17 protein-coding genes are annotated in these 21,546 nt (G+C 73.4%); 14 read left to right on the plus strand and 3 right to left on the minus strand.

Annotated elements, in window-relative coordinates:
* Positions 1–102 precede the first annotated feature (102 nt).
* The 10 genes from ACFV0O_RS11950 (at position 103) to ACFV0O_RS11995 (ending at position 11,279) form a co-directional block, all read left to right on the plus strand.
* A complete protein-coding gene (locus ACFV0O_RS11950; RefSeq protein WP_380339772.1) occupies positions 103–1,089 on the plus strand; it encodes a hypothetical protein in 987 nt (328 codons plus the stop codon).
* Positions 1,090–1,384: 295 nt separating this feature from the next.
* Entirely contained in the window at positions 1,385–1,603 is a 219-nt protein-coding gene (locus tag ACFV0O_RS11955; protein ID WP_380339774.1) for an MbtH family protein, read from the plus strand.
* 44 nt (positions 1,604–1,647) lie between these two features.
* Positions 1,648–3,396, plus strand: a complete 1,749-nt coding sequence (locus tag ACFV0O_RS11960; protein ID WP_380339777.1) for a condensation domain-containing protein — start codon at positions 1,648–1,650, stop codon at positions 3,394–3,396.
* A gap of 2 nt (positions 3,397–3,398) precedes the next feature.
* Positions 3,399–5,024, plus strand: a complete 1,626-nt coding sequence (locus ACFV0O_RS11965; protein ID WP_380339779.1) for an amino acid adenylation domain-containing protein — start codon at positions 3,399–3,401, stop codon at positions 5,022–5,024.
* Positions 4,993–6,567: a carbamoyltransferase C-terminal domain-containing protein gene (locus ACFV0O_RS11970; protein WP_380339782.1), complete on the plus strand. Its 1,575-nt coding sequence runs from the start codon at positions 4,993–4,995 to the stop codon at positions 6,565–6,567. Before ACFV0O_RS11965 ends, ACFV0O_RS11970 begins: the two co-directional genes overlap by 32 nt.
* A 10-nt stretch (positions 6,568–6,577) precedes the next feature.
* Positions 6,578–6,775 carry a hypothetical protein gene (locus ACFV0O_RS11975; protein WP_380339785.1) on the plus strand — a complete coding sequence of 66 codons (198 nt, stop codon included), beginning with the start codon at positions 6,578–6,580 and terminating at the stop codon, positions 6,773–6,775.
* Positions 6,772–7,608, plus strand: a complete 837-nt coding sequence (locus ACFV0O_RS11980; RefSeq protein ID WP_380339788.1) for a hypothetical protein — start codon at positions 6,772–6,774, stop codon at positions 7,606–7,608. Before ACFV0O_RS11975 ends, ACFV0O_RS11980 begins: the two co-directional genes overlap by 4 nt.
* Before the next feature lie 16 nt (positions 7,609–7,624).
* The gene (locus ACFV0O_RS11985; RefSeq protein ID WP_380339791.1) at positions 7,625–8,524 is read left to right on the plus strand and encodes a 3-oxoacyl-[acyl-carrier-protein] synthase III C-terminal domain-containing protein; all 900 of its coding nucleotides are present in this window, start codon (positions 7,625–7,627) and stop codon (positions 8,522–8,524) included.
* Between the two features lie 47 nt (positions 8,525–8,571).
* Positions 8,572–10,353 (plus strand): NAD(P)/FAD-dependent oxidoreductase, encoded by a 1,782-nt coding sequence (locus ACFV0O_RS11990; RefSeq protein ID WP_380339793.1) that lies wholly within the window; start codon positions 8,572–8,574, stop codon positions 10,351–10,353.
* Complete coding sequence (locus ACFV0O_RS11995) at positions 10,350–11,279, plus strand: formyl transferase (RefSeq protein ID WP_380339796.1); 930 nt, start codon at positions 10,350–10,352, stop codon at positions 11,277–11,279. Before ACFV0O_RS11990 ends, ACFV0O_RS11995 begins: the two co-directional genes overlap by 4 nt.
* A 136-nt stretch (positions 11,280–11,415) precedes the next feature.
* On the opposite strand, the gene ACFV0O_RS12000 is transcribed toward ACFV0O_RS11995, so the two are convergent.
* Genes ACFV0O_RS12000 through ACFV0O_RS12010 form a run of 3 tightly spaced genes read right to left on the minus strand, consistent with a single transcriptional unit; the run spans position 11,416 to position 15,539 of the window.
* On the minus strand, positions 11,416–12,570 hold the full coding sequence (locus tag ACFV0O_RS12000) for a glycine amidinotransferase (protein WP_360262611.1): 1,155 nt from the start codon (positions 12,568–12,570) through the stop codon (positions 11,416–11,418).
* Positions 12,561–14,213 carry an AMP-binding protein gene (locus ACFV0O_RS12005; RefSeq protein ID WP_380339800.1) on the minus strand — a complete coding sequence of 551 codons (1,653 nt, stop codon included), beginning with the start codon at positions 14,211–14,213 and terminating at the stop codon, positions 12,561–12,563. The genes ACFV0O_RS12000 and ACFV0O_RS12005 overlap by 10 nt, the downstream gene beginning before the upstream one ends.
* A 12-nt stretch (positions 14,214–14,225) precedes the next feature.
* Positions 14,226–15,539, minus strand: a complete 1,314-nt coding sequence (locus ACFV0O_RS12010; protein WP_380339804.1) for a peptide ligase PGM1-related protein — start codon at positions 15,537–15,539, stop codon at positions 14,226–14,228.
* A gap of 193 nt (positions 15,540–15,732) precedes the next feature.
* On the opposite strand from ACFV0O_RS12010, the gene ACFV0O_RS12015 reads away from it, so the two are divergent.
* The 4 genes from ACFV0O_RS12015 to ACFV0O_RS12030 all read left to right on the plus strand — a co-directional run bounded on the left by ACFV0O_RS12015 (position 15,733) and on the right by ACFV0O_RS12030 (position 21,434).
* Positions 15,733–16,884 carry a GNAT family N-acetyltransferase gene (locus ACFV0O_RS12015; protein ID WP_380339807.1) on the plus strand — a complete coding sequence of 384 codons (1,152 nt, stop codon included), beginning with the start codon at positions 15,733–15,735 and terminating at the stop codon, positions 16,882–16,884.
* Positions 16,885–16,929: 45 nt separating this feature from the next.
* Entirely contained in the window at positions 16,930–17,742 is an 813-nt protein-coding gene (locus tag ACFV0O_RS12020) for a class I SAM-dependent methyltransferase (RefSeq protein ID WP_380339810.1), read from the plus strand.
* Between the two features lie 207 nt (positions 17,743–17,949).
* A complete protein-coding gene (locus tag ACFV0O_RS12025) occupies positions 17,950–19,668 on the plus strand; it encodes an ABC transporter transmembrane domain-containing protein (protein WP_380339813.1) in 1,719 nt (572 codons plus the stop codon).
* Positions 19,665–21,434: an ABC transporter ATP-binding protein gene (locus ACFV0O_RS12030; protein ID WP_380339816.1), complete on the plus strand. Its 1,770-nt coding sequence runs from the start codon at positions 19,665–19,667 to the stop codon at positions 21,432–21,434. Before ACFV0O_RS12025 ends, ACFV0O_RS12030 begins: the two co-directional genes overlap by 4 nt.
* Positions 21,435–21,546: the final 112 nt, after the last annotated feature.

The following is a 21,546-nucleotide window of genomic DNA, read 5'->3' on the forward strand; positions in this document are numbered from 1 at the left end:
GCGCCGGGCCCGGCGGGGGCTGACAGCGGCGCCGGGCACCGGATGTTACCGGCCGACGCCCACACCCCCCCCCCCCCCGGGCCCGGGGGGGGGGCCCCCCCCGTGGGCCGGCTCGGCGTCCTGCTGAACCGGCGGGCCGCCGGCCGGGAGGTGCCGCACTACCTGGTGCTCGGCCTGCCGTGGGTGGTGCCCGTCCCCGGGGCCGGTCCGGTCCGGCTGGAGGACCTCGTCGCGCTGGTCGGCGAGACCGACCCGCCCCCGGGCGACCCGGCCGCCGCGACCCCGGACGACCGGACCAGGGCCCGGCTGCGGCAGGCGGGCCGGGCGATCCGGGCCCTGCGCGAGCTTCCGCTGGCCGGGCTGCTGCCGGCCGACGGCCTGCCGGAGCTCGACGCCCGGGTCAGCACGGCGGTGGCCGTGCTCAAGGGGGACCCGTCGGTCGTGGCGACCGACGCCGACGCCGACGCCGACCCGGTGGAGCGGCTGCTGGAGCGGGTGGCCGAGGCGGAGTACGGCGTCGCGCTCGACCTGTACGACTTCGGACAGGTCAGCGAGTCCTCCCTGAACGAGGTCTGGGAGGACTTCCTGGAGACGACGGCCGTTCCCGGCACCGCGCGCTGCCCGTACTGCGGGGGGCCGACGGCCACCGTGACGGGTCGGCACCCGGCCCACCCCGGGCTGGAGCGCGCGGTCCTGGCCTGCCACACCTGCGGCCCGGTGCTCGACCTCCCCACCGGTTCGCCGGTCCGCGACATCAGCATCGACTGCCCGCCGGTCTGGCGGAGTCCGGGGACGGTGACGGTCGAGGTCACGGTCACGGCAGTCGACGGGGCGGGGGAGGGTCTCCCGGCGGCGGTGCTGGTCCAGGTCGCCAGGGGAGCCGCCCACGGTCTGGCGGTGCCGGAGCCGCAGCGGCTCCGGCTGGTGCCCGGAAGCCCGCTCAGGGTCCGGGCCGAGGTCGAGGTGGCGGAGGACGCCTTCGCGCACCCCGAGCACGCCGTTCGGGCCGTCGTGGTGGCCGGCGGCTCGGTCCACAGCGCCACGCGGCCGGTCGCCGTCCGGCCGGTCGCCGTCCCGCCGCCGGCATGACCGGGTGGTGGGACGACCGGGGTGGCCGGCAGGCGACCGGACGGGCCGGCGACCGGGCGGTGACCGGGAAATCGGTCCGGCAATCCGGGTCGGCGATTCGGGTCGGCGATTCGACGGAAATCCGGAAAGGCCTTGCGGCGCCGTGCAACTGACAGATCGTCGCGGTTGAACGGTGTCGTCCGAGGCGTCGGGAAATGCTTGTGCACGCCCGGTCCGGTCGGATGTAGTGGTCGAGATGCCGGGGCGGCCCCGAGGCGACACCGACGGGGAACGCGGCACGCGGAAAGGTGGAGAATTGAACCCGTTCGACGACCCTGAGGCCTCCTTCGTGGTCCTGGTCAACGAGGTGGGGCAGCATTCGCTCTGGCCCGAGTTCCGCGACGCGCCCACGGGCTGGCGGATCGCCCGGCAGAAGGCGAGCCGCGCGGAATGCCTCGCATTCATCGAGAGGAACTGGCAGGACCTGCGGCCGACGGGCCCGGTCGGGAAGCCGTCGGTGGCCCCGACCGCCTGATGTCGGCTGCGGGCTGCCTCGACCCGGCAGCAGAAGGAGGGGAAATGGCTGCGGTGCCGCTGTCGTTCGGACAGGAGCGGTTCTGGTTCCTGAACCAGGTCGAGGGCTTCTCGGCCGCCCACAACTCGGCGGAGGCGTTCCGGTTGTCCGGTCCGCTGGACGCCGGGGCGTTGGAGGCGGCGCTCGGGGACGTGGTGGTTCGGCACGAGATCCTGCGCACGGTGTTCCCGCTGGTCGACGGCGACCCGTCCCAGCGGGTGCTGCCCGCGGTGGAGGGCCGCCCGGCCCTGGTGGTGACGGAATCGAGCGAGCCGGACGTGCGGGCGCGGGTGGCCGAAGCCGCCGGCCGGGGCTTCGACCTGACGGCGGACCGGCCGCTGCGCGCGTGGCTGTTCGCCGTGGGACCGCAGGAGCACGTGCTGCTGCTGGTGTTCCACCACATCGTGTGGGACGCCTGGTCGGCCGGACCGTTCTGGGGGGACCTGGCCCGGGCCTACGAGGCCCGGCTGGCCGGTGACGAGCCGCAGTGGTCCCCGCTCCCGGTCCAGTACCGGGACTACGCGGTGTGGCAGCGCGCGGCGCTCGGCGACGAGGACGACCCACAGAGCGCCCTGGCCGGACTGCTGACCCACTGGTGCGGTGAACTGGCCGGACTGCCGGAGGAGTTGGAGCTCCCGGTGGACCGCCCGCGGCCGCCGGTGCCCAGCCGGGTGCTCGGCACCGTCCCGTTCCGGATCGAGGCCGGACTGCACGGTCGCCTCCAGGAGACCGCGCGGGAGGGCGAGGCGACCCTGTTCATGGTGCTGCACGCCGCCGTCGCCGCACTGCTGACCCGGCTGGGAGCCGGCCCGGACATCCCGGTGGGCACCCAGGTCGCCGACCGCGGTGACGACGCGCTGAACGACCTGGTCGGCTTCTTCGTGAACACCGTGGTGCTGCGCGCCGACACCTCCGGCGACCCGAGCTTCCGCGCACTGCTGCGCCGGGTCCGGGACACCGACCTCGCCGCGTTCGAACGGCAGGAACTGCCCTTCGAGAAGCTGGTGCACGCGCTCAACCCGCAACGGTCGGTCGACCGCCACCCGCTCCACCAGGTCTCGATCGCGTTCGGCGACGGCGTGGAGAACACGCTGCGGCTGAAGGACGTGCGCTCCCGCCACGAGAGCATCGACACGGACAGCGGGACGCTGGACCTCGTCTTCGACCTGAACCCGACCCGCACCGCGACCGGCGGCCCGGACGGCATCGACGGCATCCTGGCCTTCGCGGTGGACCTCTTCGACCGGGCGACCGCGCAGCGGCTGGCCCACGGCCTGGTGCTGCTGCTGGAAGCCGTGGCCGCGGACCCCGATGCGCCGATCGGCCGGGCCGACCTGCGCTTCCCGCTCGACCGGGCCCGGGCCGTGCACCGGCCGAGCGGACTCGAACGGGCGGCCGTCCCACGGTCGCGGGAGCCCGCCCGGACGGCGGACCGGACGGCGGACCGGGCGGCGGACCGGGCACGGACGCCGCTGGAGGAGACCCTGTGCGGGCTGTTCGCCGAGGTGCTCAAGCGGACGACGGTCGCGGTCGACGACGACTTCTTCCTGCTCGGCGGGCACTCCCTGGCGGCCACCCGGCTGGTCAGCCGGATCCGTTCGGTCCTGGGAGTCAGGTTCGGCGTCCGGGAGTTCTTCGACGAACCCACGGTGACCGGGGTCGCCCGTCGGCTCGGCGACTCGGACCGCACGGACCCGCTGCCGCCGATCTCCCGCCGGTCCGCAGCCCCGGGCAGCACCGGCCGGGACGCGTAGCGGTGGGCGTCGACACCGGACCCGACACCCCGCCCGACACCGGATCCGCCGCCGGCGCGCCGTACCGGCGGACCCGGGCGGCGGCCGCGCGGTGCCTGCACGAGGTCTTCGAGGAACGGGCCGCCGCCGCGCCCGGCGCCCTGGCGGTGGCGTGTGCGGAGGAGCGGCTCAGCTACGGCGAGCTGGACGCACGGGCGGACCGGCTGGCCCGACGGCTGGCGGACGCCGGCGTACGGCGCGGTGCGCTGGTCGGCGTCCACCTGGACCGAGGCGCCGGGATGGTCGTGGCGATCCTGGCCGCACTGAAGGCCGGCGCCGGCTACCTGATGCTGGACCGGGCCTTCCCGGTGGAGCGGCTGCGTGCCATGGCCGAGGACGCGGCGCCCGCCGTGGTCGTCGCCCGCACGGCGGCGGACGCGGGCCGCCTCGGCACCCCGGCGGGCTTCGTCCCGCTGACCGGCCCCGGCCCGGCGCTGCCCCGCGGCGCCGTCCGCGCCGGACCGGAGGACGCCGCCTGCGTGATCTTCACGTCCGGCTCGACCGGCCGGCCCAAGGCGGTGTCCGCCCCGCACCGCGCGATCGTCGGCACCGTCCTCGGGCAGCGGTACACCCGGTTCGGCCCGGAGACCGTCTGGCTGCAGTGCGCGCCGGTCTCCTGGGACGCGTTCGCTCTGGAGCTCTGGGGGCCGCTGCTCACCGGCGGCGCCTGCGTGATCCATCCGGGCAGCCCCGATCCGCTCCGGATGGCGCAGCTCGTCGCGACCCACGGCATCACCACGATGAACCTGCCGACCGTCCTGTTCCACGTGATCGCGGACACCGCTCCGGAGACCTTCGCGAAGCTTCGGGACCTCCTGGTCGGTGGCGAGGCGCTCTCGCCCGACCTCGCCGCGCACGTGCTCCGGGAGCACCCGCAGCTGCGCCTCGTCAACGGCTACGGGCCGGTCGAGTGCATGGTCTTCGTGACGACGCACCGGGTCACCGCCGACAGCGCCGCCCGGCCCTCGGTGCCGATCGGCCACCGCCTGGCCGGCAAGCACGTCCGTGTGCTGGACGAGCGGCTGCGGCCGGTCGCCGACGGGGAGGCCGGCGAGCTGTACGCCGCGGGGGAGGGGCTCGCCCACGGCTACCTGGGCCGGCCCGGACCGACGGCCGAACGGTTCGTCGCCGACCCCTTCGGGCCGCCGGGCAGCCGGATGTACCGCACCGGCGACCTGGTGCGCAGGTCGGGCGACGGGGCGCTGGAGTTCGTCGGCAGGGTGGACGAGCAGGTGAAGATCCGCGGCGTCCGGGTCGATCTCGCCGAGGTCGAGTCCGTCCTGGCGGCGCATCCGGAGATCGGCGAAGCAGCCGTCGTCGCCGCGCAGGACAAACACGAAGACCGGTTCCTGGTGGCCTACATGACGATTCGTCATCGAATGGGAAAAGGGGTGTCCGAGCGTGACCTACGCGCCTATGCGGCCGGAAGAATGCCTGATTTCATGGTGCCGTCCCGATTCGTGATCGTGGACTCGTTCCCCCGGACACACAACGGAAAGCTCGATCGCACGGCCCTGGTCGAACGCGAAGCAGGCAGACCGCACGGAGGTGGGCAGGATGCTGATTCTGGGATTCAAAGAAGGTCATGACGGTGCGATCGCCGCGATCGAGGACGGCCGGCTGCTGTTCTCCCTGGAAGCGGAGAAGGACTCCTTCCCGCGTTACGACCGGCTGACCGCCGAGGTGCTGCTGCTCGCCGCGGAACGGCTCGGCCGGATCCCCGACGCGCTGGCGGTCGGAGGCTGGGTCAAGGGTGCGTTCTCCGTCGAACCACCCTCCAGGACGGGCTACTTCGGGGTGGGCCCGGGCTCGGTCTCGGACCAGGCCGGGACGTTCTTCGGCCAGGAGGTCCGGGTCTTCTCGTCGACGCACGAGCGGTCCCACATCATGACCGCGCTCGGCCTCTCCTCCTTCCGGCCCGGCCGGCCCTGCTACTGCCTGGTCTGGGAGGGGAACATCGGCTCCTTCTACCTGGTCGACGAGCGCGGCGAGGTCACCCACCTGCGCCACGTGCTGGCCGACCCCGGGAACAAGTACGCCTACCTGTTCGCCCTCGCCGATCCGCGCTTCCCGGCGAACAAGGGACTGCTCCGCCTCCAGGACGCCGGGAAGCAGATGGCCCTGACGGGCTTCGCGCAGCCGGGTGGCACGACCCGGGCCGAGCAGGAACTGATCGACTTCATCCTGGACCAGGACCAGATCATCCTGAACCTGGCCAAGGGCGACATGACCTGGACGCCGTTCCACAACATCGGCGTGGAGTCCCAGGAGTACAGGAACCTGGCGGCCAAACTCTCGGACGCGATCTTCGACCGGTTCCACGAGTACGCCGCGAAGGAACTCACCGAGGGCTACCCGCTGCTGATATCCGGAGGGTGCGCGCTCAACTGCGAGTGGAACCGCCGCTGGCGCGAATGCGGTCTCTTCCCCGAGGTGTTCGTGCCGCCCTGTCCGAACGACAGCGGCTCCGCGCTCGGCACCGCGATCGACGCGCAGCTCCACTACACCGGCTCGGCCGCGGTCTCCTGGGACGTCTACGCCGGGGACGCCTTCGTGGAGGACGCGGCCTTCGACCCGGCCGCGTACGACGTGCGGCCGCTGGACTTCGCCGAGGTGGCCCGCTTCCTGGCCGACGGCCGGGTGATCGCCTGGGCGCAGGGCCGCTGGGAGATGGGGCCGCGCGCGCTCGGAAACCGGTCCGTCCTGGCCGCGCCCTTCAGCACCGACACGACGACCCGGCTCAACCGGATCAAGCAGCGCGAGGGGTACCGGCCGATCGCCCCGATCTGCCTGGAGGAGGACGCCGACCGCTGGTTCAGCGGCTCGATCCCCGACCCGTACATGCTCTACTTCAGCCAGGTGCGGTCCGAGGAACTGCGGGCCGTCACCCACGTCGACGGGACCGCGCGAGCCCAGACGGTGACCCCGGAACAGAACCCGGAGATGGCCCGACTGCTCGGCGCCTTCCGCGACCTGACCGGATTCAGCGTGCTGTGCAACACCTCGCTCAACTTCTCCGGTCGCGGATTCATCAACCGGACCAGCGACCTGATCCGGTACGGCGAGGAGCACGGCCTGGACGGCTACGTCGTGGGCGACACCTTCGCCGTCCGGCGGGGGCCGAGCGCGTGAGGGGGCTCCCGTGCTGACCGGCACCGGCGCGCCCACCGCGCCCGCACCGAGCCGCTCCGGCCGTACCGAACATCCGGGCCGTGCCGAACACCCCGGCCACTGCGAACACCCCGGCCACTGCGAACGCCCCGCACACTGCGACCCTGCCGAGCACCTCGGCGCTGCCGAACGCTCCAGCCACGCCAACGGGAAGGCGGTTCCCTCGTGAGTCCAGCACCGCGTCAAGTCGCCGGTTTCCAGGCGGATCCGGAGTTCTTCCGCTTGGAGGAACGGACCGAGTTCGACCCCGGGCCGGTCCTGGAGGTGTTGCGCGGACAGCGGCTCGGCGTGATCTTCCGCAACGTGATACCGGACGGGGCGCAGAAGGAATCGGTCGCCCGGTTCTGGTCCAGCCCGGCGCGCCGGCACCGCGAGGGGGAGCCCTCGCACTACATCGGCTCCTACCACTGGAACAAGTCGACCGAGACCTACCTCGTCGAGACCGGCGAGGTCGCGGCGCACGTCCGCGAGGTGCTCGACGTGCCCGACTCGCCCTGGCAGAGCTTCCGTTCGGGACTGTCGGCGGAACTCGCCCGGCACGGCGCCGTGCTGCGGATCGCCGAGCACCGGGGCGCGGAGGCCTGCCCGGCGCTGATCCGGGCCTGGGACAAGGAGGGAAGTTTCGCCCTCGAACCCCACGAGGACGAGGCGCAGTGCGCCGATCCGCGGCAGGCCGGGTTCGAGATCCAGGGCGTGCGCGACTACGAGGTCTGCGCGGTCAACATGTGCGTCGAGCACGAGGAGGGCGGACGGCTGGTGATCTGGAACATCCGCCCGGACGACGAGAGCCGGCGCCGCCTGGGCATCGAGCACACCGGGTTCTCCTACCCGGCCGACACCCTCACCGGGTTCGACGAGCTGCGCATCGACGTCGAACGCGGCGACGTGTACGTCTTCAACGGCGCCTTCGTGCACGCGGTGGACACCAGCAAGGGGAACCGGACCAACCTGTCCTTCCTGATGGGGTTCATCGACGACCGCACCGTGGTCTCGTGGACGTGACCTCCGGCGGCGGCCGATGACCGCCCTCCACCTCTCCGCCATCGCCTACGTGCACGGTGAACGCCGCCCGATCGCCGAACTGTCCGGACGGCTGGACCCCGAACTGCTCGACCCGGCGAGCGGCCTGTCCTGGTACCGGGCCGACGACCGGGACATCTGGCGGCTCGCCGCGGCGGCCGCCGCCCACACCGTCGAGGCCGCCGCCGAACCGCCCGACCTGCTGGTCTACGTGACGGAGAACGACCACGGGAGCAGCGACTCGCTGTCCCGGCTGGTGTGCGAGCTCGGCCTGCCCGCCATCCGGTACCTGCGGGTCTCCGGGCACGACTGCGGCAACCTCGGCCCGGCGCTGCACCTCGCCGCCCAGGCGCTCGCCTCCGGGGAGCACCACCGGGTGCTCCTCCTGCTGGCCGACCGGGTGCTGGACGGCGACCGAAGCCAGGCCGACACGCTCTCCGTGGTCAGCGACGGTGCGGCCGCCTGCCTGGTCACCGTCGAGGATCCGGGGCCGGACGGCGTGCGGTTCGCGGTGCACGGCGTCTCCACGGTCACCGGGGCCGTGGCCGGCGCCGGGGGCGCCGCCGGCGACCGGATCCTGGCCACCGTCGCACTGGCCGTGGCGGGCACGGAGGAGATCGCGCGGCGGACCGGACGCGCGGTGGAGGACTTCGACCACCTCCTCTTCCCCAACTACCGCACCGTCGCGCAGCAGTTCCTCTGCTCGGCCATGGGCGTGCCGCTCGACCGCCTGCTGGTCGGCCCGGTGGCCGAGTTCGGGCACTGCTTCTCCGCGGACAGCCTGGTGTCCCTGGCCCACTGCGCCGACCGCGGTGAGATCCGGCCCGGAGCGCACGTCCTGGCCTTCGGCGACGGCCCCAGCTCCTGGTCGTCGCTGGCCGTCGAGCGGCTCGGCTGACCCCCGGACCGGCCCCACCTCAGAACGAACGATCGTAGGGAATCACCATGCCCATATTCGTAACCGGCCCGGTCGACCGCGAGGTGCGCGACCTGGTCGAGGACGGGACACACCCGCGGGACCGCCCGGGGCCCGTCACCGACGCCCGGCGTGCGGTCGTCGTGGCCGACGACGGCACGGGCCCGGACGGGGAGGACACCCCCTCCGGCCGAAACCCGGTGACGGTGCGGGCGTTCGAGGCGGCCGCGCTCCCGGTCGGGCCGGCGGACGCCCCGTCACCGCTCGTCGAGGTCACCGGCTCACCGGCCCAGGCGTTCCTGACCGTGCTCCGGCACGCCGAGCAGCACGGCCGCCCGGACGGCGGGCAGACGGCGCTGCCGGAATCCCCCGTCCGGGACGTCGTCCTGGTCGGGGCCGGGGTCGTCAATCTGCTGACCGCCTGGCAGCTGGTCCGCGCCGGCCACCGGCTCCGGATCCTCGACGCGCGGCCCGACCCGCGGAGGGCGCTGCACTGGTCGGCGTACGGCTGCAGCCGGTCCGGCGGCGACGCCCGGATGTTCACCCTGACCGAGGCCGACGACTACCACGCCAGGAGCGCCGCCGACCGGCCGCTCGTCAACGGGGTGTTCCGCCGCTCCCTGGACGCCCGCGGCTGGAACGTGAAGGCGAGGCCGTTCACGGCCGCGGAAGAGCACTGGATATCGGAATTCGAAAGCGTCCCGGGCTGGTTGGCCCAGATCTACCACGACGACATCATCTCGTTCAACCGGGAGAGCCACACGCTCTGGCATTCGCTCCGGCACGAATGCCCCGGGCTCTTCCGGGACGTGGGGTACTCGCCGGGCATTCTCCGGCTCTACACGGACGAGGCACAGCTGGAGCAGTCGACGCGGCGCCACGTGACGCTCGGCGCGGTGCGTCGTGTCCTCGGCCCGGAGGCGCTCCGCCGGCGTCACCCCGGCCTCGACGGTGCGACCGACGAGCTGGTGGGCGGCCTGGAGGTGCCCGGGTTCACGGTCAACGTGCACTCCTTCATGGCCCGGTTGATCTCCTGGCTGGAGCGGGCCGGGGCGGTGTTCCGCTGGTCCACCCCCGTCGAAGGGCTGGAACGCGCCGCCGACGGACGGCTGCACGGCCTGCGCCTGCCCGACGGGTCGTTGACGGCCGACGGCTTCGTCATCTCCCCGGGGGCCTACGGCCGGGAGCTGCTGGCCGGCACCCGGTCTGCCGGCCGGATCCACGGTGTGCTCGGGGTCTGGATGGAACTGCCCGATCTGGAGCCGGAGTTGCGCCGGTCGTTGAAGATCGCCCGGCGCGGACACCCGGCCGAGGACGCGAACGTCACCCGGGCGACCGACGCGCACGGCCGCCCGCTCCTGGTCGTGGGATCCGGTTACGGCCACACCGGCGAGGACCCCGCCGACGTCGATCCCGCCGCGCTGGAGACGATGTTCGCCGCGGTCGAGGACACCTGTCGGCAGTTCTTCCCGAAGGCGTACGCCCTGGCCCGCGAGGACGGTTCGCTGCGCCGCAGCCGTCGGGTCTGCGTGCGCCCCTGGACCTCCGCCAACCTCGGCATCTTCGAGACGATGCCCACCACCGCCGGCGGGGTCGGTGTCATCACCGGTGGCCACAACACGGGCGGCTTCGCCCAGGCGCCGAGCGTGGCACAGGCCGTCGTCGCCGCCCTGAAGGGACGCCCGCACCCGATGCACGAGCTGTACCACCCGCAGCGCCTGGACCGCTTCCTCCGGCCCGCCCGGTACCGCCCGGCCGCGGAGCCGTTGCTGACGCCCGCCGTCCTGCCCGGTGGCCGGGGGCTGCGATGAGGCTGGAGCGGCGCAACGGCAACGAGTGGCATCGCACCGGAGACGCCGGGGATGCCGGGGACACCCCGGGCACCCCGGTTGCCCCCGGCGACCGGCTGCGGGTGGCCGTCCTGTGCTCGGACGACCCGCACCACCGCTACCTGGTAGCCCGGGTCGCGCGGGACCTGGACCTGGTCGGGGTCGTCGTCGAACCGGGCGCCGAGCAGCAGCGCCGGCTCTGGGCGCGGCGTGCCCGGACGGACGCGGTCGCCCGGGCGTACCAGGTCCGCCGCCAGCGGTGGACCGGCCGGTCGGCGTACCGGCGCCGGTACTTCGCCGCGCTGACGCCCCCGGTGGGTCCCGCACCGGAGCGGGTCCTGCGGGTCGACTGGATCAACTCCCCGGAGGCCGTGGACTTCCTCGCAGGGCTGGCGCCGGACGTGACGGTCGTCTGCGGGACGACCTACCTCAGGCGCCCGGTCATCGAGGCCGGCGGTCTGATGATCAACATCCACGGGGGGTACCTCCCCCAGTACAAGGGCAACCACTGCGTCTTCTTCGCCTTCCTGCGCAAGGACTACCACCGCATCGGTGCCAGCCTGCACCTGGTCACCTCCCGGCTGGACGGCGGCGAACTGGTCGAGGTGGTCCGGCCGGAGGTCCTGCCGCAGGACAACGACGAACACCTCTACGACCGTTCGGTGCACCTGGCGATCGACCGCCTGACGGAGATCCTCACCGTCTTCGAGGCCGGCGGCACCGTGCTGCGGACCGTCCCGCAGGAGGACACGGGGGAGACCTTCCGCCACCGCAGCCGCAAGCCGCACCTGGACCTGTGGGCCTGGCTTCGGATCCGGCTGGGGCTGGAACGGGTCCCGCACATCCCGCGCGAACAGCCGCCGTTCGACTGCCTGGTGCCGCGCGACGCCATGCGCCGGGACTCCTAGGGTCCGTCTCCACGCCCCCGCCGTCCGCGGGCGGGGGCCGAAGACGGGCCCCGGGTCCGGGCTGGCCGGGTTCGTCGGGCGCGGACGTTCAGGGGCGGTCCCGCCACGGGACCGCCCCTGAACGGCTTTCCACGGCTCAGCCGAGGTAGTCCTCCAGCACCGAGCCACGGCGGACGGTGTCCAGGGTGAAGCAGTGCAGCCCGCCGCCGAACAGCCGGCGGTGCCGGTGGCGGACCGGGACGGCGGTGAAGCCGTGCCGCTCCAGGGTCCGCATCAGCTCCGGGCACGCCTCGTTCACCAGGACCGTCTCCGGGTCGACCGAGAGGACGTTGAGGTCGATGTACGGGCTGGTGAGCACCAGGTCGTCGTCGTCGTAGGACGGGAAGGCGTTGACCTCCGGCTCGGGCGCGAAGATCATGTCCCACTTGCGCAGCGGTTCGGGCAGCATCTCGGCGACCCGCGGCGTGCGCACCAGGAGGAGGCCGGGGCGCAGGGCCAGCACCATGCTGTCGATGTGGTTGTCCGTCATCGAGACACGGTGGATCCGGAACCGGCCCTCCAGGTGGCGTTCGAGCCAGTCCACGCCCAGGGCGTGGTTCTTCGTCGAGACGTTGATCATCAGGTCCCTGCCCAGGCGCAGGCACTGGGCGCCGTCGATCATCATCTCGAATCCCGTGTCGTACGGCGAGGCCGAGGGCTGCTTGATGAACTCGGCCGGTCCGCCGGGCGAGCGTTCGGCGTAGGACGGGTCGAAGGAGGCGTCCGTCATGATCGGCCGGGGCATCACCGTCCACCGGGCGCCCTGCTCGAAGTAGCCCTGGAACACCTTCTTCAGCAGCTGCGTCTCGAAGTACCGCGACCGGACCTGCGGCGGGGTCTCGATGATCTCGTCGCCGAGGATCAGGGTGTTGTCCCTGATGTTCAGCGGCGGCAGCACCGCGGCCGGCCAGGCCAGGGTCTCCACCTGGGAGACCTCGGCCAGCGGCATCGGCCGGTGCACCGTGACCGAGAGGGACTCCAGGGTCTGCGCGATGCCCTCGACGTCCTCGTTCAGCTCCTCCACGTACCGCCTCTTGATGGGCGACTGCACGCCCGCCTCCGGGCGCCCGCCGGCGCCGGGCGGGGAGATCACCGGGTAGTACTGCCGGTCGTAGAAGGACTTCTGTTCGGAGAGCTGGTCGTAGAAGAACAGCTTGAAGGAGAGTTCTGCCTCGTGCGTCGTGTAGTTCTCGGCGGACCCGACGATGACCTCCTGGAGCGGAGACCAACCGTCGTAGCTGTTCAGGCGCATGGGCCTGCCTCCTTCTGCGGTGGTTGTCCGGACACCCGGGCGGATCCGGGCCCGGTGGTGGTGGAGTCGGTGGCCGTGGCGGGGCGCGGGGCCGCGAGCAGCCGGATCAGGGTCCTCAGGGTGGGCGCGGCGAGGAACGCCGGCACGGAGAGGGCCACGCCGTACTCGGCCCTGACCCGCTGCAGCAGCTGCATGACGCGGGCCGAGTCGCCGCCGTGGGCGAAGAACTGGTCCGGGAGCGCGGCGGTGTCACGGCCGAGCACCTCGCACCAGAGCGTGGCGACCCGGCGCTCCTGCGCGGTGCGCGGCACGTCGTCCGCCGGCTCCGCCGCCGGTGGTGCGGGCAGCCGGGAGCGGTCGAGCCGGCCGGCCGGATCCAGCGGCAGCCGCGGCAGCACCACGATCCGGTGCGGTACCGCGTAGTCGGGCAGTGCCTCGCGCAGGTACCGCAGCAACTCCTCCGGCACGGCGGCCTGCAGGCCGCGCGAGGTGGCGTACCCGGTCAGGCGGCCGCCGGGCGGCGCCGCCGGGTCGGCCGACACGGCCGCGTGCCGGACCGTGGGATGGGCGCGCAGCAGCACTTCCGCCTCGGCGGGCTCGGGCCGGTACCGCGGCGCGGGTTCGACGAACAGTCCGGCCGTGGGGAAGTGCCGTGCCAGGTCCGCGGTTTCGCTGTCGGCGAGGGGGGAGCCCGCGGTCCTGTCGGCGTCGGCGTCGGCGTCGGCGTCGGCGTCGGCCACCGCCACGGCGCGGAGCGCCGGCGCGGGCCCGCCGGCCGCCAGCTGGACGAGGAACAGCCGCAGCAGGTCGGGCGTGCAGTGCAGGACGGTGGCCCGCTGCCGGGCGAGGTCGCCCAGCAGGGTCGCCGGCGGGGCCGCGTACGGATTGACGACGTGCAGGCTCGCGCCGCTGAGCAGGGCGCCGAACAGCTCCGGGGCCGCGTCGTCCAGGGCGTGCCGGGCGATCAGCGGCACCCGGTCCTCGGGGGTGAGGCCCAGGCGTCCTGCGAACCGGAGCGCCTGCGCCAGCAGTTCCCGGTCGGTCCGCGACGTGCCGTCCGGCCGGACGCAGGCGGGCGCTCCGGCGGTGTCCGGTGCCCCGGCGGTGTCCGGTACCCCCGTGGTGTCCGGTACCCGCGCGGTGCCCGGTACCCCCGCGGTGTCCGGTGCCCCGGTCGTCGGGTCGGCCGGTCCGTCCCCGGTCGCCGGCACGCGCAGCACCGGTCGTCCCTCGGCGGCGCGTTCGGCTGCCCGGGCGTGGGCGGCGTCGGTCAGGATCAGCGCCGCACCGGTGGCGGTGAGCGCGGCGCCCGACCGTGCCGCGGGTTCCTGCGGGTCGAGCGGCAGGTAGGCGGCGCCGGTCCTGAGCACCGCCAGGGCGGCGACGACCGACGCGATGTCGTGGCCGCACCAGAGCGCGACCAGGTCGCCGGGGCCGGCCGTGGACCGGATCCGGGCGGCCAGGGTGTCCGAGGCGACGTCCAGCTCGCGGTAGGTCAGGCTGCCGGAGGGGCCGTGCACGGCGGGCCGGTCGCCGAACCGGGCGACGGTCCCGCGGAACCGGTGGATCAGCGTCCCGTCCGGTCCCGGCGGTGCGGCGGCCGGCGGTCGGTCGCCGGGGTGTTCGGTCTGGTTCCGGGTCATGCTGCGCTCCTCTCAGGCGGGGATGAACAGCTCGCCGAGCCTCTCGTTGACCTCCCAGGCGTCGTCGAGGTCCGCCGCCACCGTGCAGTAGGTCGCGCCGTGCCGTTCCCGGTTGTAGCCGCTGACCACGATCACGCCGGTCCGGGTGGCCGGGTCGTAGGCCAGCCCCGCACCGGCGATGGCGTCGCGCATCGCCTCGAAGGACGGGGTGGCCCAGCCGCGTGGCCAGACGTTGGTGAGCAGGACCCGGTCCTTGGTGTAGCCCGGGCCCACCACGACCTCCCCGAGGACGTCGTAGGCATGCGTCGAGCTGGTGATCCGGCCGTTCCACTCGGTGAAGAGCACCTGGCGGTCCGGGGTGATGATCGCGTCCGCGCTCAGCCGGCCCCGGTAGCCCATGGCGTGCAGCGGCGCGCACACCTTCCGTCCACCGGCGATCAGCGCGGCCTGGAGTTCGGCGTCGAGTTCGGGCGGTGTCACCTCGGCCAGGTAGCGCGGGGCGTGCATCAGTTCGCCGATACCGCCGAAGACGACCTCCTCGTCCTCGATGGAGAACTCGGCGTAGTAGGCGCGACTGTCGTTGAAGTACCGTTCGACGACCAGCAGATGGGCACCGTCGTCGGTGAGCCAGGACCAGTTCTCCGTCAGGTGGCGGCGCACCGCCGCCCGGTCGGTCAGTCGCACCGTCCGCCGCGCGCCGACCGGCCGCATGCCGTCGACCGGGCTGAGCACCTCGTTGCCCCCGCCGCCGGCGCCGTACTCGAGCTTCACCATCGCACTGTGGCCCCGCTCGATCAGCCTGGTGACGGCCTCCTCGGCGGCCCGGAGGTCCGCGCACACCGCGCCCTCCGGCAGGGGAGCCCCCGCGCCCGCGGCCGCCGCGCGGAAGACCGCCTTGCTGGTCACCACGGCGCCGCCGCCCTGGTCGACGAACGCGTACCCGGGCAGTGCCGAGCGGGCCCGCAGCCGGTCGGCCAGCACCGCCACCGAGGTGTGCGGCCACATCGCGAACACCTCGTCCACCGGTCGCCCGTCGAGTGCGGCCAGCACCTCGACGGCCAGCTGCGGATCGCTGATCTGCTCCCCGGTGAGCATTCCGGCACTCGACGAGGATTCCCTCGGCGGAACCACGACGGTGAGCGTTTCCCGGTCGACTCCGGTGTGCGCGGTCACGTATCGCAGGAATTCCTCCTCCGGAGCTTCCGGAAGGACCAGGACATCGTGGTTCCGGGCGAACCAGACGAAGTGGTTGACCCACCAGATGGCACCGTCGGCGTGCTTTCCCAGGTTTTCGTCCCAGTCGTTGCCTATGAGAACCCTTGCCATCTCAGCCCTCTCTGGAAACCATGGCGGATGAATGACCGTCAGTCCGATTTCCGCCCCGTCGGATGATGTCACAGAAGGTCCGGCGTGCAAGCGCGTGCACATTCGGTCCCGCGACGGCCCGGCGCGCATTCCGCGGGCGATTGCACCATCGTCGGCCGGTGGGTCCGGCAATTCACGAGGGGATTTCGTCACGATGCAGGTACGGGTGCACGACACGCTCGCGGCAGTTCCGGCCGCGGACTGGGCGACGGTGGCCGCCGGGGGCGGGCTGTACGCCTCCCACGCGTGGCTGACCCTCGTCGAACAGGAGACACCGGGCCGGTGCCACTACCTGCTGGCCCACGACGGCGCCGGGCCGGCCGGAGCGCTGCCGGTCTACCTGACGGCCCGGGAGCCCAACCCCTACTACGACCCGGGGTCGGTCTTCCGCGCGGCCGCCCCGGGCCGGGACGGCCGGTACTGCCTGGCCGGCAGCCGCAGCGGCTACCGCAACCGGATCCTGCTGGCCGACCGGCTCACCGAGCCGCAACGGCGCGCCACCGTCGCCGCGCTGCTCGACCGGCTGGCCGCCCTCGCCGCGGCGCAGGGACAGGAACACGCGTACCTCCTGTACCTCGACGCTCCCGGCCTGCAGCAGGTCGGCGGGTACGCCGAGGACGTCGAGCCGGTGCTCAGCTACAGCGGCGACGCCTGGCTCGATGCTCCCGGCAGCGGCTTCGAGGACTACCTCGCCGCCCTCACCGCCACCCGGCGCAAGACGACCCGCAAGGAGCTCCGGCGCTTCGCCGAGCGGGGCCTCGACACGGTCCGGCTCGACCCGTCCGGGCGGCCCGGCCTGATCGCGCGGTTCGCCCGGCTGGGCAACGAGAAGTACGGGATCGAGGAGGACGAGGCCCGGCTGCGCGACCGTTTCGAGCGGCAGAGCGCGGCCCTCGACGGCAACGGCGTGCTGTTCGTCTGCCGGCGCGGGCCGACGGCCGTGGGGATGGCGCTCGCCTACCGGTGGGGGGAGTGGCTCTACCTGCGGGCCTCCGGGTTCGACCACGATGCCGCGGCCGGGGCCTATCCCTACTTCAACGTGGTGATCTACGAGCCGCTCCGGTACTGCTACGAGGCCGGTCTGCGCGGTCTCCACCTGGGCTCGGGATCCCACGACGCCAAGGCCGCGCGCGGCGCCCGCATCGGCCCGCTCGCCTCGGTGGCGCTGCCCGCGGCGGGCACGGCTCGCAGCGATCCGGCCGCGCCCACCGCGCGGACCGGCGTACGGCGCTACTGGGAACAGCAGTTCACGGCCCTGCCGCACCTGCTGGACCGGGAGCTGTGGCGACCGTGGCTCGGCCGCTGACGCCGGGGCCGACCGCAGGGACGGGACACGACGGAGGGGCGGCACATGCCGCAGGGAACGGACACCCCGGAAGGGGCCGACGTGGAGGAGAGGACACCGATGGAGGAGAGGACGCCCATGGAGGAGCCCGGCTGGGACGCCGACCAGGCCGCCCGGTACGACGCGGAACACGCCCGGATCGACACCCCGCTCACCGTCTCCTACCTCGCCGAACTGGCGGCCGGCGCAGACGTGCTGGAGTTCGGCGTCGGCACCGGCCGGCTGGCCGTCCCGCTGGCGGGAAAGGTCCGCAGCGTGCTGGGCGTCGACAGCTCGGCGGAGATGCTGGCGGCGGCCGCCAGGACACCGCTGCCGGAAAACCTGACCCTGGTGCGGGGCGACGCGCAGGACTGGACCACCGACCGGCGCTTCGGCCTGGTGCTCTGCGTCTACAACCTGCTGCTGCACTTCACCACCCAGGAGTCCCAGCTCGCGGTGGTGCGCAACGCCGCCGCCCACCTGGCGCCCGGCGGCAGCCTGGTCGTGGAGAACCTGCACCCGCCGCTGCGGGCCCTGGAGGACGGCGAACGGATCAGCGCCCTGCAGCCGGCCGGAACCGGCATGGGGATCAGCACCCAGCGGTTCGACTGGAAGTCGCTGCTGCTGGACCAGAGCGTGCTCTACGTGGACGAGGGCGGTCACCGGGTCCGGCGGTTCACCCAGCGGATGCTGCTGCCGTCCGAACAGGACCTGATGGCCCGGCTGGCCGGGCTGCGGCTGGTCAAACGGATCGCCAACTGGCGCGGCGGCTCCTGGCGTGCCGACCCCAGCGGTCCGGCCGCCAGCAACGTCATCTCCGTCTACCGCCGGACGGATTGAACCCGAACCGGTGGGCCCGCACCGGCGCGGCGCCGTTCAACCGAGAACACCTGACAGTTGAACGCGCGCCGTCAGGACCCGCCCGGGCCGCGCGCCGCGGACCTTGGACGATGGACAAACCGCGTGCGGTCCGAGGTTAATGGCCCTGCCGACGAACCGAGATGGAGGCGCACGTGTGGGGCAGGCTTCACCTGGCAGGGCTGAGCGGTGCGTGACTTCTTCGACCGGGAACCCGGGGTACCCGACCTGCGCGGCCCGTGGCGGTACCTGCTGCGGATGGCCGTCCGCCACCGCCGGGTCCTGTTGCTGGACTGCCTCGGCAACATCCTGTGGGCGGCCGGGCTCGGGCTGACGCCCGCCGTGATCGGGCAGGCCGTCAATCAGGGCCTGGTCGCCAAGGACCAGGGCGCACTGGTCGGTTGGGGACTGGCCGTGCTCGGGGCAGGTGTGCTCTCCGCGCTGTCGGCGATGTCCGTGGAACGCCTGGAGACCCGGCTGCGGGTCGAACCGGCGTACGAGACCATGCGGTTCGTCACCGCCAAGGCCTGCGAGCTGGGCGCCACGGTCGGGCGCAAGGTCTCGGCCGGTGACCTCGTCACCGTCGGCGTCTCCGACATCGGCCTGATCGGCCAGACCCTGGAGGTCGGCGCCCGCGGCGTGGGCGGCGTGGTCGGCTTCGTCGCCGTCGCGGTGTTCATGCTGGTCGCCTCCTGGCAGGTCGGCCTGCTGGTGCTGGTCGCGGTGCCGGTGATGCTCGTGGTCACCACCCGGCTCGCCCGGGTGCTGCGCGAACGGCAGGGCCGGCTCCGCACCCGCCAGCGCGAACTCACCGACCAGGCCGTCGACATCGTGCGCGGCCTGCGCGTGCTGCGCGGGATCGGCGGCGAGGACCTGTTCGCCGCCCGCTACCGGGAGGGCTCGCAGCGTCTGCGGGCCACCGCGCTCCGGCAGGGCCGCGCCTCGGCGGTGCTCGGCGCCACCAGGACCTTCCTGCCGAGCCTGCTGCTGGCCGGCGTGGTGGCACTGGCCGGCGAACTCGTCCTGGACCAGAAGCTGAGCGCCGGGCAGATGGTGGCCTTCTACGGCTACGCCACCTACCTGGTGATCCCCACCAACCAGATCACCTTCGCCGTCTCCAAGGCCATGCAGGGCCACGTCGCCGCGGAGAACGTCGTCCGGCTGCTCCGCACGGAACCCGACCTCGACCCCGGCCCGGACACCGGCGCCGTGCCCGTCCCCGGCCCGCTCGCCGACCCCGACTCCGGCCTGCGGGTGCCCGCCGAGGGGCTGACCGCCGTCGTCGGCTCCCCCGCCGACGCGGTCACCCTGGCCGACCGGCTGGGACGCCACGCCGACTCCGGGACCACCTACGCCGGACGGAGGCTCACCGAGCTGCCGCTGGCCCGGGTCCGCGAGCGGATCCTGGTCGTCACCGCCGAGGACCACCTGTTCGCCGGGCCGTTGCGCCGAGAACTCGACACGGCGGACCGGCCGCCGGGCACCGACTCCGACGACCGCCTCTGGGCGGCCGTCGACGCAGCGGCCGCCCGGGACATCGTCGAGGCCCTGCCGAACCGGCTCGACACCGAGATCGCCGCCGGGGGGCGGGAGTTCTCCGGCGGCCAGCAACAGCGGCTGCGGCTGGTCCGCGCGCTGCTGGCCGACCCGGAGGTGCTGATCCTGATCGACCCGACCAACGCCGTCGACGCGCACACGGAGAACAGGATGGCCGAAGGCATCGCACGACTGCGCCGGGGCAAGGCCACCGTCGTGTTCACCACCAGCACCGTGCTGCTCCACCGGGCCGACCACGTCGCCCTGGTCCTGGACGGCAGCGTCGCGGCGGAGGGCTCGCACCGGGCGCTGACGGCCGACCCGCGCTACCGCGAACTGGTCGAGCGCCGGGCGGAGGCGGAGGCGGCATGAGCGACCTGCCCGTCGCCACCACACGCGAACTCGCCGCGTACGCACGGCGCGCCGTCCTCGCCCACCGGGGCGAATTCGCCCTGGTGGTCGGTCTCCAGGCGCTCGCCGCCGTCGCCGGACTGTTCGCCCCCTGGCTGCTCGGCACCCTGGTGGCCGACGTCACCCACGGCCACGACACCGTGCTGCGCCTGGTCCTGCTGATCCTCGGGTGCCTGGCCGCGCAAGCCGTGCTGGTCCGGCTCGCCGAGTACGCGGCGGCCAGGCTCGGTGAGAAGGTCCTGGCCGACCTGCGCGAGGACTTCGTCACCGACCTGCTGGCCCTGCCGCCGGAGACCGTGGAGGACACCGACGCCGGCGACCTGATCACCCGCACCACCCGCGACATCGACCAGCTCTCCGGCGCCATCCGGTCCGCGATCCCGGCCACCATGACCTCGGTCGGCATCGTCTGCTTCACCCTGGGCGCCCTCCTGCTGATCAGCCCGCTCCTGCTGCTGCCCTGCCTGCTCTCGGTGCCGGTGCTCTACGGCGCCGGCCGCTGGTACCTGCGCCGGGCACACCAGGGCTACCTGCGTCAGGCGGCCACCTACTCCCGGCTGACGGAGAGCCTGGCCGAGACGGTCGAGGGCGCCCGCACGGTCGAATCGCTGCGGCTGGCCGCCCGCCGGATGGACGAGGTCGACGAGTCCATCGCCGCCTCCTACGCCGCCGAGCGCCACACCCTGCGGCTGCGCAACGTCTTCCTCCCGCTCTGTGACACCAGCTACGCCCTGCCGGTGGCCGCCATGCTGATCTTCGGCGGCACGCTCTACCTGCACGGCACGGTCTCGCTCGCCGCCGTCACCGCCGGCACCCTGTACGCGTCCCAACTGCTCAATCCGCTGGACCAGTTGATGTTCTGGCTGGACTCGCTGCAGTCGGCCGCCGCCGCGCTCGCGCGGTTGCTGGGGCTGTCGCGGTTCCGGCAGCCGGCCGTGGCGGCCGCCACCGCGGGCACCGGGCGCAGCGCCGGCGGCCGGCGGGACGCCGAGGCCAGGGACATCGAGGTCCGGGACATCGAGGTCCGGGACCTCCGCTACGCCTACCAGCCGGGCCGGGACGTGCTGTGCGGGATAGACCTGACGATCCGCCAGGGGGAGTGGCTGGCCGTGGTCGGCCCCTCCGGCGCCGGCAAGTCGACGCTGGCCAAGCTGCTCGCGGGGATCTACACCCCGCACGGCGGAGGCATCACGGTGGGCGGCCGGGAGGTCGCGGGCCTCGCCCCCGCCGATCGGCGCGGCACGGTCGCCCTGGTGACCCAGGAACACCACGTCTTCAGGGGCACCCTGCGCGACAACCTCACCATCGCCCGCCCGGACGCCGGTGACGAGGAGATCGCCGACGCCCTGCGCGCCGTCGACGCCTGGGAGTGGGCCGAGGAGCTGGGAGTGGACCGCGAGGTCGGCCCCGGCGGTCAGGCGCTCGACCCGGCGAAGGTGCAGCAACTGGCCCTCGCCCGCCTGCTCCTGGCCGACCCGGACATCCTCGTCCTGGACGAGGCGACCTCGCTGCTGAACCCGCGGGCCGCCCGGCACCTGGAGCGATCCCTGGCCGCCGTCACCACCGGCCGGACGGTGGTCGCCGTGGTCCACCGTCTGCACACCGCTCAGGACGCCGACCGGATCGCGGTGCTCGACGACGGCCGGATCGCCGAGTTCGGCACGCACGAGGAACTGCTCGCCAAGAACGGCGTCTACGCGAGCCTCTGGTGCGCCTGGCAGGGCTAGGGCTAGGGCTAGGTCCAGGTCCAGGTTCAGGACCTGGGCGCGGCCCGGGACGCGTCCGCTCCCGGGCCGCCGACACGACCCGAGAGTGCGCGCCGCCCGAATTCCTGTCGTG

Origin of the sequence: Kitasatospora sp. NPDC059577, assembly GCF_042735475.1 — a bacterium.
Taxonomy (GTDB): Bacteria; Actinomycetota; Actinomycetes; order Streptomycetales; family Streptomycetaceae; genus Kitasatospora.

Excerpts from the sequence above, each read along its gene's own strand:
- ACFV0O_RS12010 (WP_380339804.1), bottom strand. The coding sequence starts at position 15,539 with ATGGCAAGGGTTCTCATAGGCAACGACTGGGACGAAAACCTGGGAAAG.
- ACFV0O_RS12030 (WP_380339816.1), top strand. The coding sequence starts at position 19,665 with ATGAGCGACCTGCCCGTCGCCACCACACGCGAACTCGCCGCGTACGCA.
- ACFV0O_RS11990 (WP_380339793.1), top strand. The coding sequence starts at position 8,572 with ATGCCCATATTCGTAACCGGCCCGGTCGACCGCGAGGTGCGCGACCTG.
- ACFV0O_RS12020 (WP_380339810.1), top strand. The coding sequence starts at position 16,930 with ATGCCGCAGGGAACGGACACCCCGGAAGGGGCCGACGTGGAGGAGAGG.
- ACFV0O_RS12005 (WP_380339800.1), bottom strand. The coding sequence starts at position 14,213 with ATGACCCGGAACCAGACCGAACACCCCGGCGACCGACCGCCGGCCGCC.
- ACFV0O_RS11995 (WP_380339796.1), top strand. The coding sequence starts at position 10,350 with ATGAGGCTGGAGCGGCGCAACGGCAACGAGTGGCATCGCACCGGAGAC.
- ACFV0O_RS11985 (WP_380339791.1), top strand. The coding sequence starts at position 7,625 with ATGACCGCCCTCCACCTCTCCGCCATCGCCTACGTGCACGGTGAACGC.
- ACFV0O_RS12015 (WP_380339807.1), top strand. The coding sequence starts at position 15,733 with ATGCAGGTACGGGTGCACGACACGCTCGCGGCAGTTCCGGCCGCGGAC.
- ACFV0O_RS12000 (WP_360262611.1), bottom strand. The coding sequence starts at position 12,570 with ATGCGCCTGAACAGCTACGACGGTTGGTCTCCGCTCCAGGAGGTCATC.
- ACFV0O_RS11960 (WP_380339777.1), top strand. The coding sequence starts at position 1,648 with ATGGCTGCGGTGCCGCTGTCGTTCGGACAGGAGCGGTTCTGGTTCCTG.
- ACFV0O_RS11970 (WP_380339782.1), top strand. The coding sequence starts at position 4,993 with ATGCTGATTCTGGGATTCAAAGAAGGTCATGACGGTGCGATCGCCGCG.